Source organism: Dactylosporangium sucinum (assembly GCF_014647515.1).
GTDB lineage: Bacteria > Actinomycetota > Actinomycetes > Mycobacteriales > Micromonosporaceae > Dactylosporangium > Dactylosporangium sucinum.
The window spans coordinates 90,405-103,286 of sequence record NZ_BMPI01000040.1 but is presented as its reverse complement, the minus strand read 5'-3'; the positions used below and the strand labels follow the sequence as shown (position 1 = coordinate 103,286).

Sequence of the window (12,882 nt, the reverse complement as noted above, 5' to 3'; positions counted from 1 at the left end):
CGACGCGGCGCTCGGCAACTACTTCCGGGTCGGCAACCTCACCGCGCTGCGCGAGCTGGCCCTGCTGTGGCTGGCCGGGAAGGTCGACGAGCAGCTCGACGCCTACCGCGGCGCCGACTGGGAGGTCCGCGAGCGGGTCGTCGTCGCGCTCACCGGCGGCCCCGAGGGCGACACCCTCATCCGCCGCGCGGCCCGCATCGCCGCCCGCAGCAAGGGCGCCGACCTGCTCGCCGTCCACGTCGTGCGCGGCGACGGCCTGTCCGGCGGCGACCCGGCCGACCTGAGCCGGCAGCGGCTGCTGGTCGAGAGCCTCGACGGCACCTACCACCAGGTCGTCGGGGCCGACGTGTCGGCCGCGCTGCTCGACTTCGCCCGCGGCGTCCATGCCACCCAGCTCGTGCTCGGCGCCAGCCGCCGCGGGCGCCTGGCCCAGATCCTCGCGCCCGGCGTCGGCGCCACCACGACCGCCGACTCCGGGCCGATCGACGTGCACCTCGTCACCCACGAGCAGGCCCGCAGGGGCCGCCTGCGGCTCGGCGTGCGCGGCGGCGGGCTCACCACCCGGCGGCGGCTGCTGGGCTTCGCGCTCGCGCTGGCCGGCCTGCCCCTGCTGACCCTCGGCCTGGACACCCTGCGTGACGACCTGGCGCTGCCGAGCGACATTCTGGCCTATCTGGTACTGGCGGTGGCCGTCGCCCTGCTGGGCGGGCTCTGGCCGGCGCTGCTGTGCGCCGTCGGCGGGTTCCTCCTGCTGAACTTCTGGTTCACGCCGCCGCTGTACCGCTTCACGGTCGCCGAGCGCGAGAACGTCTTCGCCCTGGTGGCGTTCGTCTTCGTCGCCATGGCGGTCGCCACGGTCGTCGACGGCGCCGCCCGCCGGGCCCGGGAGGCGGCCCGGGCGTCGGCCGAGGCGCAGACCCTCGCCGCGCTGGCCGGCAGCGTCCTGCACGGCGACGACCCCCTGGAGGCCCTGCTGGAGCGGGTCCGCGAGTCGTTCGGCCTGGTGAGCGTCAACCTCCTCGAACGACACGGCTCCGGCTGGCGGATCGTCTCCACCGTCGGCGGCCGCCCGTGCACCTCGCCCAGCGAGGGGCAGACCGAGGTGACCATCGACGACGACCTCTCGCTCGTGCTGCGCGGCCATCCGATGCCGGCCGCCGACCGCCGCCTCATCGAGGCCTTCGCGGCGCACGCCGCGATCGCCCTGCGCCAGCAGCGCCTCGGCGAGCAGGCCGCCACCGCCGAGGCCCTCGAGCAGGTCGACAGGCTGCGCACCGCGCTGCTCTCCGCGGTCAGCCACGACCTGCGCACCCCGCTCGCCTCGGCCAAGGCCGCCGTCGGCAGCCTGCGCAGCCACGACGTCGAGTTCTCGCCCGAGGACACCGACGAGCTGCTCGCCACAGCCGAGGAGTCCCTCGACAAGCTCACCCGCCTGGTCGAGAACCTGCTCGACATGTCCCGCCTCCAGGCCGGCGCACTTGCCCTGGCCGTGCAGCCGGTCGACGTCGCCGACGCGGTGGCCGCGGCCACCACCGAGCTGTCCGACGCGGTGCGGGTCGCGGTGCCGGACGAGCTGCCCGAGGTCACCGCCGACCCGGCGCTGCTGGAGCGGATCCTGGCCAACGTCCTGTCCAACGCCGTCCGCCACAGCCCGCCGGGCATCGCGGTGGTCGTCACCGCCAGCGAGCATGCCGGGCGGGTCGAGATCCGGGTCGTCGACCACGGCCCCGGCATCCCCGGCGCCGACCGCGACCGCGTCTTCCAGCCGTTCCAGCGGCTCGGCGACCGCGACAACGCGACCGGCGTCGGGCTGGGCCTGGCGCTGTCCCGCGGCCTGGCCGAGGCGATGGGCGGCACCCTCATGCCCGACGACACCCCGGGCGGCGGCCTCACCATGACCCTCACCCTCCCGGTGGCGGTGCCACGACCGGTCCCGAGCGAAACGGAGGTCGCATGACCCGGGTGCTGATCGTGGACGACGAGCCGCGGCTGCTGCGGGCGCGCAGGACGCTGACGCGATCCTGGCGCTTCCTTTGACGGTGCGCGTAACGCCCGGCGGACCGGGTATCGGCGGCGCCATGGATCGCACGACGCGCCTCCTGCGCGGAGGCGTCATCGTCGCCGTGGTCGCCGCACTCCTGCTGGTCGTCGGCGGCGCGAGCCCGCCGTCGGCGGCCGCCCTGGCCGTGCGGCTGCCCCCGCCGCAGTGTGCCACCAAGCCGACGGTCGTGCTGGTCCACGGCGCCTGGGCGGGCACGTCGTCGTGGACCCCGGTGCTGGAGCGGCTGCGGCACGAGGGCTACCAGGTCCGCGCCTTCGCCAACCCGCTGCGCGGCCTGACCTCGGACGCGGCCGCGGCGGGCGCGTTCATCGCCTCCCTGCGCGGCCCGGTCGTCGCGGTGGGCCACTCGTACGGCGGCTCGGTCATCACCAACGCCACCGACGGCAACGCGAACGTGAAGGCCCTCGTCTACGTCGACGCGGCCGCCCCCGCCGTGGGCGAGACCACGGGCCAGCTGAGCGGCGAGGGCTCCGCGCTGAGCGGCGACCCGGCCGACCTCTACGACACCGTCGGCACCGACCTGTACCTCCACCGGACCCTCTTCCAGCACTCCTTCGCCCAGGACCTCCCGCTGGAGGAGTCCGCGACGCTGTGGGCGGGCCAGCGCCCGGCCGCCCAGGCCGCGTTCACGACGAAGTCGGCGAGGGCGGCCTGGCGCACGAAGCCCTCCTGGTATGTCATCGGCGACGCCGACAAGATCATCACCCCGCAGTCCCAGCAGATGATGGCCAAGCGGGCCGGCTCCCACGTGACGACGGTCCCGGGCGGCTCCCACCTGACCCTGCTCTCCCACCCCGGCCCGGTGACCGACACCATCCTCACCGCCGCCCGTACCGCGTGCTGACCGGCGTCACCACAAAGAAAATCGGTTGACCGGCGGTGTCCCCCGCGGTTGACTGTGGGCAGATGGCGGGACTGCGTCAGGCCCGGCGCACAGCCCCTCCGATACCAGATCGGGGTAACAACAACACTGCTTTGAGCGTAGTGCCTGTCAATGTCGCCACGGCGCTGACCACCCACCCCGCCATCGAAAGCCCGGTTCGCCCCGGCTTCCCGCACAGGGAGGCCGGGGCGAACGCTTGCCGTGCACCTATGATCGCCGCATGTTCCGCCGACGGCGCCGCACGGCGATGGAGTGGCCGGAGCTGGACCGCGATCCGGCGTACGACGACCTCGCGATGCGCGTTGCCCGCGGCCGGCTCGCGCAGGGCGACTGGGGCGCGGCCCGGGACGTGCTCGACGCGACCGGGGGCGACACGGCGCTGCGCGCGGCGCGGGTCCGGGAGCTCGCCCGGCTCGCGGACGACGGCCGCGAGCCGCATGCGGGACGACCTGCCGCCGCCGGCGGCCGCGAGCCCGACGCGGCGCAGCCCGCTGCCATCGGCGACGGCCGCGAGCCCGACGCGGCGCAGCCCGCCTCAGCCGCCGGCGGGTGGCTGCGGGCCTGGCTCGACGAGGCGCCCGAGGAGCCGGCAGCCGTGCTGGTCGACGGCGCCGCCAAGGCCCGGCGCGGCGAGCCGGACGCCGAGGAGGTGCTCCGGCAGGCGGCCGCGCTCGCGCCGCGCGATCCCAGCCCGTGGGTCGAGGTGCTGTGGCTGCTGGTCGGCCGGGGTGTCCAGAGCGATCGCAGGGCGTTCGCGGCGGCGCTGCGTGAGGTGAAACAGCGGGACCCGCACAACCATCCCGCGCACCGGGCGGCGATGGCGTTCGCCGGGTCGGACCGTGAGCGGTTCGCGGTCGCGCGGCTCGGGGCGCAGACCGCGCCGTCCGGGGCGGCGGCCGGTGTGCTGCCGGTCGAGGCGCACGTGGCGTTCGCCCGGCGCACGATCCGCGAGCCCGGCGGGTGGGACCGGCGGACGCTCGTCGCGCTGCGGCGGTACTTCCGCCGGGACGAGGTCCACGACGAGATCGTCGCCGGCACCGAGCGGTGGCGGCAGGGCCGCGGCCCGCGGGCGGTGGCGCCGCGCCACCACGAGGCGCTCGCGTACTTCTTCGCCGACGACCGCGAGCGCTTGCGGATGGTGATCGAGGAGATCCACCCGTACCTCGGCGACGGCCACCCCTGGAACCACTTCGCCGAGGACGGGCGGGGCGACATCCTCTACGTCGTGGCCCGCAACACGGCGCTGAACGGCTGACGGCTATCGCGGGACGGCGCCGGACAGGACGCTGGACACGACGCGGCTGACGTCGTCGGCCGGCGGTGGGGTGTGGTCATTCCCCGTGTACTGCAGGTGGCAGGTCCCGATGAGCATCGCCGCCAGGGTCTGGGTGTCGGCCGTCGCGGCGAGGCGGCCCAGCTGCTGCTCGGCGTCGAGGTACCCACCGATCAGGCGGGCGGCGTCGGTCAGCACCGGGACGCCGGCCGGCCAGGGCTCGCGCAGCCGGGCGCGCAGCTCGTCGCGGGCGATGACCAGCGGCACCAGCGCCACCGCGACCGACTCGAACAGCGCGGTGAGGGCGGCGGTGAGGTTGGCGGCGACGGTGCCCGTGCCGGCGGCGGAGGGCAGGCCGGCCACCCGGGGGTCCATCCGGGACACGGCGTCGAGGACGAACTCGGCGAGGAAGTCGTCGAAGTCGCTGAAGTGCCGGTGCAGCACGCCCTTGGCGACGCCTGCCTCCGTGGTCACCGAGCGGCTGGTCAGCGCGGCCGGGCCGGCCCGCAGCAGGAGCCGCTCGGCGGCGGCGAACAGCTGCTGCCGGGCGTCGCGCAGGGCTACTCCGGTGGGCACGGACGACAGCCTAACGTTGACAGAGTGGGCACTCGCCCATTTAGAGTGGGCACATGCCCACTCAACCGCACCAGGCCCGGCGCATGGCGGAGTCGTTCGGGGTCGATCCCGAGCGGTACGACCGCACCCGCCCGGCGTACCCGGACGAGCTCATCAGCAGGATCGCCGGCGACAGCGTGCTCGACGTCGGCTGCGGCACCGGCACCGCCGCCCGGCAGCTCCGCCGGGCTGGGACGGCCGGCCGCACGGTGCTCGGGGTCGAGCCCGACGAGCGGATGGCCGCCTTCGCCCGGCGGGCCGGCCTGGCCGTGGAGGTGGCGACGTTCGAGGACTGGGCGCCGGCCGGCCGCACGTTCGACGCGGTCACGGCCGGCACCGCGTGGCACTGGGTCGACCCGGTCGCCGGGGCGGTCAAGGCGGCCGAGGTGCTGCGGACGGGCGGCCGGTTCGCCGCGTTCTGGCACACGTTCCAGACGCCGCCGGCCCTCGCCGACGCCTTCGCCGACGCGTTCCGCGCCGCGGTGCCGGACCCGCCGTTCGACCCGCGGGGCGCGGTCGCCCAGGGCCCCGACCCGTACCGGCCGATCCTGGACCGGACCGCCGGCGGGATCCGGGCCGCGGGCGCCTTCGGCGAGCCCGAGGAGTGGCGCTTCGCGTGGGCCCGCACCTACACCCGGGACGAGTGGCTCGACCAGCTCCCGACGTCGGGCGCGCTGACCCACCTGCCGCCGGAGGCCCTGGCCGGGATCCTCGCGGCCGTCGGCACCGCGATCGACGCGATGGGCGGCGCATTCACGCTGCCGTACGCGACGATCGCGGTGACCGCGATCAGGCGCTGAGGATCAGCCCCACACCGCCTTCACGGTCAGGGCCGGGTCGGCCCCGATCGAGGACTCGGAGTAGCGGCAGTCCCGCAGCTGCTTGTTCGTGTACATCCGGGTCTGGTCGGCGAAGAACGGCGACGCCGGGTTCGTCGACTCGCTGTACGTGAGGATGCACTTGGCCGACGGACCGGATGCGGTGTAGGCCAGCGTGAGCAGGAAGCTGGTGCCGTAGTTCACCACGTAGCCCTTGTCGGTGAGCTCGCTGCCCTCGGCGAACGTGCCCGGGTTCATGAACGGCTCCAGGGACGTCCCCGGCGCCGGCGAGTACTGGGCCATGCTGGCGATGCCGACGTTCTCGGTCGAGCCGGGGACCGGGATCTTCTGGCCGGCCTTCACGGTGTACTGCACCGTGGAGAGCGGCACGTTGGGCGCGAACCCGACCGCCCGCATCCGCAGCAGCCCGCGGGCCAGGCCCTCCAGCAGCGGGGTCGGCGACGCGGGCGTGCCCCGCGGGGTGCGGCCCGGGTCGGCGGGGTTGAACGCGACGCCGAAGAGCGGGCCGGCGGTCGTGAGCGCGTCCGGGTACTGCGCGAGGACGGCCCCGATCGTCTCCCGCCACAGGACCGCGCCGCGGCTGGCCGGGTCGAACTTCCGGTCCCAGTTCGCCAGCGCCGAGCAGCCGGCGCTGACGTCGACGGAGACGCCGTCGACGACGACCGGCCGGCTGCCCTGGGCCCGGCAGGCGGCGACCGTGTAGCCGGTGAGCTCGGACGCGGTGAGCGAGTCGCCGGTCAGGATCGTCGAACCGAGGGTGGCCAGGTCGAAGCGGGCGACGCTGCCGATCAGCTTCAGGTTCTGCCGGCTGCGGGCGGTCAGCGGCGCGCCCTCCGCGCCCTGCAACGGGGAGAACCCGGTGAGGAACTGCCGGTCGTTGGGCACCCAGTGGCTGTCGTTGGAGTTGAAGACGTAGTCGCGGCGCAGCAGCTGGGGCTGCTGGGCGAAGGGGATGAGGCCCGGCGAGCGGGCGCCCGGCACCGCCACCCAGGCGTTGCGGCTGTCGCTGCCGTTGAGCAGGTGCAGCGGGTTCGAACCCCACTCGGCCAGCGCCGACGCCGACAGGTTTGGCGTCGGGGAGGAGTCGGTGTACCACGCGTTGCCGCTGGAGTCGGTGGCGATCGTGTTCACCCACGGGATGCCCTGGTCGCGGCCGATCGACGCCTTGAGGCCGTTGACGTCCGTCGCCTTGGCCATGTTGAGCCAGACGCGCAGCAGCCGGTCGTTGTCGATGTTGGCGTCGCGGTAGGTGAACGCGGTCGTGGCGCTCCAGCCGAGCGACGGGTCGATCGGCGAGAGGTCGAGGACCGGGCCGTAGCGGGTCGACCACATGGTGCGGGTGACGTTCTGCAGGCTGCCGTTGGGCTGCTTGACCTTGATGGTGACGGTCTTGCCGGTCATCGCCTCGGGCACGCCGTCGACGTAGTAGCGGGTCGGCGCGCCGGGCACGAGGTCGACGGAGTAGAAGGTGAACCGGGCGCCGTCGGCGACGGTGTGGGTCCAGGCGACCTTGTCGGTGAAGCCGATCTGCACGCCGGGGATGCCGCCGAGGCTGGCGCCGTAGACGTTGACCACGCCGGGCACGGTGACCTGCGACTCCCAGAACTTGAGTTCGCCCTCCCACGGGAAGTGCGGGTTGCCGACGAGCATGCCCTTGCCGGTCTGCGAGCGGTCGGCGCCGATCGCCCAGCCGTTGCTCGACAGCGGCTGCTCGCCGGTGATGGTGCGCAGGCCGTCGACGGTGACCGAGGGCGCGATGTCGAGGGCCGCGGCGGCGCTGCCGGGCGGCTCCGCGAGGGCGATCGGGCCGACGAGGCCGTTGCCGCTGGCGAGCAGCGCGATGTCGCGCTGGTAGGCCAGGACGTCGACGGCGGTGATCGGGCCGATCCACGGCTGGCCGGCGCACCAGCCCGGCACGCGGGCGGCGCCGGTGGCGGCGAGGAACGCGTTGAAGCCGCGCACGTAGCCGTTGAGCACGTCGCGCTCCTCGGCGGTCAGCCGGGTCAGCTGCTCCTGGGCGCGGGCCACGACGCCGAGCGACTGGTAGGCGAAGTCGCTGGCCAGGTTGGCGCCGTCCGGCCCGGGGCCGAACCATCGGGACCGCTCGCTGCGCACCTTGACCACCTGGTCGGCGAGGTCGCAGAACCGGTCCTCGGCATACGCCCAGGCCTGGCCGAACGCGGCGCTGCCGAGGTTGGCGGCGAGGACGTGCGGCACCCCGTGGGCGGTGCGGCGGATGACCGCCGCGTAGCCGCTGGAGGCGGTGGCGGGGTCTTCGGCGAACGCGGCGGCGGTGGACGTCGCCACCGCCGCCGGGACCAGCACGATCAGGGCCGATAACAGGCTGAGGACGCGGCGAAAGGGAGACACGGTTCCTCCGGGGATGTCGGTCGGGACCCCGCGACTGTACGCATCAGCGAGAGTACGCAGCGTCACCACTGGTTTCAAGAGTCACACCAGAAACACAACGGACGGCGGGCGGATCGAACCCGTTGAATCGGGAGGCATAGACGGTGGTGTAGGCACCCGCGCAGCCGAGGTACACCTCGTCGCCCGCGCGCAGCCCGGCCGACAGTTCGACGTCGAACATGATGGTGTCCTGGCTGTCACAGGTGGGCCCGGTGAGGTGGAAGCGGTCGCGGCGGGCGTCGCACCGCGAGTCGGTGACCGGGAAGCGCAGCTCGTTGCCGGTCTCCAGGCTCTCCATCAGGCCGTTGAAGGCGCCGACGTCGAGGTGCGCCCAGCGCCGGCCGTGCCGCACGGCGGTGCCGATCACCGTGGCCCGTAGGGTGCCGGCCTCGGCGACGACGGCCCGCCCCGGCTCGATGACGGTCTCCACCGGGTAGGGCAGCCCGGCGAGCCCGATGCCGATCGCGGTCGCGTAGTCCGACAGCGGTGGAAGGTTCACGGCGCAGTAGCGGGCCGGGAAGCCGCCGCCGAGATTCACCATCTGCAAGAAAACGCTTTCCGCGGCCAATTTGTCCATGACGCGCGCGACCGCCCGCAGCGGCGCCCGCCAGGCGTGGGCGAGCAGCATCTGCGAGCCGACGTGGAACGCCACGCCGTAGGGCCGCAGGCCCCGGTCCCGCGCGGCGAGCAGCAGCGCCGCCGCCGTGTCGGCGTCGACGCCGAACTTGCCCTCGCTCGGCACGCCGCTGCGGATCTGGTGCGCGGACAGCCGGACCAGCACGGCCGCGCCCGGCGCCACCGCGGCGATCTTGTCCAGCTCCTCCTCGCCGTCGAACGCGAACCGCCACACGCCGGCCGCGTGCGCCGCGGCGATGTGCGCGACCGGTTTGACCGGATTGCTGTAGAGGACCTGCGCCGGGTCGGCGCCGATCCGGCGGAGCTCGTCGAGCTCGGCGGCGCTGGCGATCTCGAAGCGGCAGCCCAGGGAGTGCAGGCGGCCGATGATCTCCTGGTGGGGGTTGCACTTCATCGCGTAGTGGACGGTCAGGCCGGGCAATTGCGAGGTCAGCGCCTCATAGCTGCGGGACACGACATCGAGATCAATGAGCAGCTCCGGCGTGCGGAGATGGCGGTCCACGACCCCTCCTCCAATGATGTTGACGACACCCTATATTGCGCAGGGTGACTTTTGTATTACCGTCAATACACCATCGATCGAAAGAAGTTGATCGAGTACACGACAGACCCAGTCTGCCCTGCCGACGGCGATCGGAGCCCCAGGACATGAACGTCAAGATTGTCGATCTAGTGCAAGGCGATCTCCGCGAAGAGGCGTGGACGCTGTACTCGGAAGCATTCAAAGAGCTCAACGCGCTCGCGGTCCAGCGCCACCTCATGTACCGCAATGAGTTCGACGAGGTCATGGGCGACCCGCGGATCCAGAAGTACCTCTGCCTCGACCTCGACGACGCGCTCCGGGGCCTGTCCATCTACACCAACCAGCTCGACGCGGTCCCCTTGATCTCCCCGCAGTACTTCGAGCGCCGCTGGCCGGCCCACTACGCCGACCAGCGGATCTGGTACTGCGGCTTCGTCGCCACCCAGCAGGACAGCCGGGCGGCGACGGCGTTCGGCGACCTGGTCTCGGCGATGTACTTCACGGCGGCAGGGCAGAACGGCCTCATCGCGCTGGACTTCTGCAACCGGACCGACGAGGTCCGGCGCATGTCCCGCGTGGTGCGGCTCATGCTGCACCGGCTCTCCGGCGACGTGCGCGCCGAGCGCATCGACGAGCAGCAGTACTGGCTCTACGACTTCCCCTCGGCGGGCTAGCGATAGGGCTCGCGCCACATCGGCCACACGGGCGGGCCGTCCGGCAGCATGATCGGCGGCCGGCTCACGTAGCCGTGGCGCAGGTACAGCTCGCGGTTGCGCGGGTCGTTCGACTCCAGGTAGGCCGGCAGGCCCGCGCGATCGAGGCGCGCGTGATGGCGCGCGAGCATCGAGCTGCCGATGCCGAGGTTCTGCCGGTCGGGCCGCACCGCGAGGAACGCGAGGTAGTGGTGCGGCACCACCGGGTGGTGCGCGTCGAGCGCCGCGTCGAGCTCGCAGACGCGGTCGAAGGCCGCCCCGGCGACCTCCTTGAGCCGCCGGTCGTAGTCGTACGGCGGCGGGATCATGCGGGTGAGCGGGAACCACAGGGCCACGCCGGAGAGCCGCCCGTCGATCGGGTCGACGGTGGCGTAGACCTCGCCGAAGCGCACCGCGTGGTCGGCGTAGATGGTGAAGTAGTCGGGGCTGCACGCGCGGCGCACGCTCGCGTCGGGCATGAGCCAGCGGGCGACCGGCCCGTCGCTCATGGCCGCGGCGAGCACGGCCGTGATCTCGTCGGTGTCCACCGGATCGATGTCGCGGACCACGACGTCCTGGATGGCGTGCGTCATGAGCATCCTCTCTTCGAAGTAGCCAGCGAGCGCGGCGGCCGGGTGGGGCGGTCGCCCGAAGGAAACCGCCCGGCGCGGCGGTCCTCAGGCGTGGTGGGCCACGTTGGCGCTGAGCGCCGTCGAGTGGGCGGCGCGCTGGACCGGGATGTCGGCCACGATCCGGCCCTCGGCGCCCCGCCCGATGCCGGCGTAGTCCGCCGGTCGCAGCCCCCGCATGATGACGCCCCAACCGAGCCCGAGCGTGGCGAAGATGGCGTACGCGGTCGGGAAGATCCAGCGGAAGGGTGAGTCGGGACCGACCTGCAGCAGGTCGCCGAGGCCGATCACGGTGGCCGCGAGCACGACGCTGAGCAGGAGGAAGGCGAGCAGCGGGGCGATCTGGGCACGCCACACGTTCTCCCGCCGCCGGTGGCGCAGGAAGAACGCGATGACCGCCGCGGACGCGCCCCACATCAGGATGAGGACGCCGAGCCCGCCGACCACGGTGCCCCACGCGAACAGGTAGATCAGGGGCTTGGTGCCGGTGACGAAGTACAGCGTGAGCACCGCGACCGCGAGCAGACTCTGGGTGATCGAGCCGAGCAGCGGCGCACCCGTGCGCGGGTGCGCGTAGCCCCACGGGCGCGGCAGCACCCCCTCGCGCCCGAGGGCGAACTGGTAGCGGGCCACGGCCGCATGGAACGCGAGCATGGCGGCGAACACGCTGGTGAGGAACAGCACGTAGCCGATGCTGACGAGCACCTCGGGCACGTGCGCGCCGACGAGGTTGAAGACCAGGTCGGTGTCCTGGTCGCGGGCTGCCTGCACGACCCGGCCCGGCCCGGCCCCGACCGACATCGCCCACGCCGAGACGCCGCACAGCAGGCCGGGCAGCAGGACCGCCCAGTGCGTCGCCCGGGCGATCGTGCGCTTCGGGTCCTTGGCCTCCTCGGACAGCACGACGGTCGCCTCGAAGCCGACGAAGCCCGCGATGGCCAGCACCAGCATCGCCACGACTTCCGGGCTCAGCAGCTGCTGTGGTGCCAGGCTCTCGAAGGTCACCCGGCCCTCACCCGGGTTGGCGATCATCACGGCGTCGTAGATGAGCACGATCACGATCTCCGCGGTGAGCAGCACCGCGAGGACCTTGCCGGACAGGTCGACCCAGAGCATGCCGAGCACGGCGACCAGGAACCAGCCGACAAGCGCGCAGACGAACCAGCTCGCGTTCACGCCGAACTCGGCGAGGATGCCGGAGGCGACCACGCCGAACAGGCCGAGCAGGCCGATCTGCATCGCCGCGTAGGCCGGCAGCGCGACGAACGCCGCGGACACGCCGGTGACCCGGCCGAGCCCGTGGCTGATGTACGAGTAGAACGCCCCGGAGTTGACGATGTGCCGGCTCATGGCGACGAACCCGACCGTGAACACGGACAGGATCAGCGCCGCCACGAAGTACACCAGCGGCACCGCGGTGTTGCCGACGACCGAGTAGATCGTCGAGACGGCGCCGAGGATCACCGTGAGCGGCGCCGCGCCGGCGACGCCGAAGAACACCACCGATGGCACGCCCAGCCGGTTGCGGGCGAGCCCCCGGGCCACGATGTCGGGCCCGGTCGTCGGGGTACGAGCCATGTTCGGTCTCCTCATGCTGGAGTCGCCGCGCCGGATGTGGTGCCGCCCCGCCGTCGCCGTCACCGGCGGCCGGCCGCGAGCGCGGAGCCCACGGCCGCCTCGGTGTACTGGACGAGCTGGACGAGATCGTCGGGCAGCGACGCCATGATGTTCGGCATGTTCTGCATGCAGTCACGCTGCTGCTGGGGGCTGAAGAACACGTAGCGGGTGAGGCCGGTCGCCACCACGAGCGCGGTGAGGACCCGGTCGGTGAGGTTCATCGACCGGCGGCGGCTCATCGCCTCGGCCAGCCGGATCGACTCCCACGCCGCCGCGTTGCGCTGGTCGGGGGTCATGGGCATGTAGAGCGTCTCGGCGCCCAGCAGCTTGCGCCGGGTCACCGGCTCGACGATCCCGGCCCGCAGCAGCCGCTCACCGACCTGGCCGGTCGCGTCCTGGGACAGGTACGCGAGCCAGGTGCGGATCTCCCGGTGCTGCGGCTGGGCGACGAGCAGGTCGAGCAGGCTGTGGGAGAGCGAGTCTCCCGGTGGCTCGTGGCTGACGACGTAGAGGTCTCCCGTCATGGCGCGAAGCCGGCCGTACAGCATCAGCTCACCCAGCAGCCCGGCCGCCAGGCCGAGGCCGGTCGCCCGTGGATGCAGGCGTGAGCGGCCCGTCCGGTCGTCGTGCGCGATCAAGTAATAGCTGTTGGCAAGCATCGCGACCACACTCCTTTGAGCACGTCGGCGAAAGGAGATCACGAA

General features: G+C 73.0%; 11 protein-coding genes. 5 read left to right on the top strand and 6 right to left on the bottom strand.

The window, feature by feature from the left end; translation table 11 throughout:
* From IEZ31_RS34440 to IEZ31_RS34430, 3 genes are all read left to right on the top strand, one after another.
* A partial coding sequence (locus tag IEZ31_RS34440) for an ATP-binding protein (protein WP_229836096.1) occupies positions 1-1,957 on the top strand: 1,957 nt, incomplete at its 5' end.
* A gap of 121 nt (positions 1,958-2,078) precedes the next feature.
* Positions 2,079-2,906, top strand: a complete 828-nt coding sequence (locus IEZ31_RS34435; protein WP_190254234.1) for an alpha/beta hydrolase — start codon at positions 2,079-2,081, stop codon at positions 2,904-2,906.
* Between the two features lie 259 nt (positions 2,907-3,165).
* A complete protein-coding gene (locus IEZ31_RS34430; protein WP_190254233.1) occupies positions 3,166-4,200 on the top strand; it encodes a hypothetical protein in 1,035 nt (344 codons plus the stop codon).
* A 3-nt stretch (positions 4,201-4,203) separates the two neighbouring features.
* Here IEZ31_RS34430 and IEZ31_RS34425 read toward each other — a convergent pair whose 3' ends face one another.
* Positions 4,204-4,794, bottom strand: coding sequence for a TetR/AcrR family transcriptional regulator (locus IEZ31_RS34425; protein ID WP_190254232.1), 591 nt, complete (start codon positions 4,792-4,794; stop codon positions 4,204-4,206).
* Between the two features lie 53 nt (positions 4,795-4,847).
* Here IEZ31_RS34425 and IEZ31_RS34420 point away from each other — a divergent pair, with 53 nt between their 5' ends.
* Positions 4,848-5,633, top strand: a complete 786-nt coding sequence (locus IEZ31_RS34420) for a class I SAM-dependent methyltransferase (RefSeq protein ID WP_190254231.1) — start codon at positions 4,848-4,850, stop codon at positions 5,631-5,633.
* A gap of 3 nt (positions 5,634-5,636) precedes the next feature.
* Here IEZ31_RS34420 and IEZ31_RS34415 read toward each other — a convergent pair whose 3' ends face one another.
* Positions 5,637-8,042, bottom strand: a complete 2,406-nt coding sequence (locus IEZ31_RS34415; RefSeq protein WP_190254230.1) for a penicillin acylase family protein — start codon at positions 8,040-8,042, stop codon at positions 5,637-5,639.
* Positions 8,043-8,085: 43 nt separating this feature from the next.
* Positions 8,086-9,219, bottom strand: coding sequence for a type III PLP-dependent enzyme domain-containing protein (locus IEZ31_RS34410; protein WP_190254229.1), 1,134 nt, complete (start codon positions 9,217-9,219; stop codon positions 8,086-8,088).
* 146 nt (positions 9,220-9,365) lie between these two features.
* Here IEZ31_RS34410 and IEZ31_RS34405 point away from each other — a divergent pair, with 146 nt between their 5' ends.
* Positions 9,366-9,914: a hypothetical protein gene (locus tag IEZ31_RS34405; protein WP_190254228.1), complete on the top strand. Its 549-nt coding sequence runs from the start codon at positions 9,366-9,368 to the stop codon at positions 9,912-9,914.
* On the opposite strand, the gene IEZ31_RS34400 is transcribed toward IEZ31_RS34405, so the two are convergent.
* The 3 genes from IEZ31_RS34400 to IEZ31_RS34390 form a co-directional block, all read right to left on the bottom strand.
* Positions 9,911-10,525, bottom strand: a complete 615-nt coding sequence (locus tag IEZ31_RS34400; RefSeq protein ID WP_190254227.1) for a GNAT family N-acetyltransferase — start codon at positions 10,523-10,525, stop codon at positions 9,911-9,913. The genes IEZ31_RS34405 and IEZ31_RS34400 overlap by 4 nt on opposite strands.
* Before the next feature lie 84 nt (positions 10,526-10,609).
* Positions 10,610-12,139, bottom strand: a complete 1,530-nt coding sequence (locus IEZ31_RS34395) for an APC family permease (RefSeq protein WP_190254226.1) — start codon at positions 12,137-12,139, stop codon at positions 10,610-10,612.
* 59 nt (positions 12,140-12,198) lie between these two features.
* Positions 12,199-12,837: a GOLPH3/VPS74 family protein gene (locus tag IEZ31_RS34390; protein WP_190254225.1), complete on the bottom strand. Its 639-nt coding sequence runs from the start codon at positions 12,835-12,837 to the stop codon at positions 12,199-12,201.
* Between the last annotated feature and the right edge of the window lie 45 nt (positions 12,838-12,882).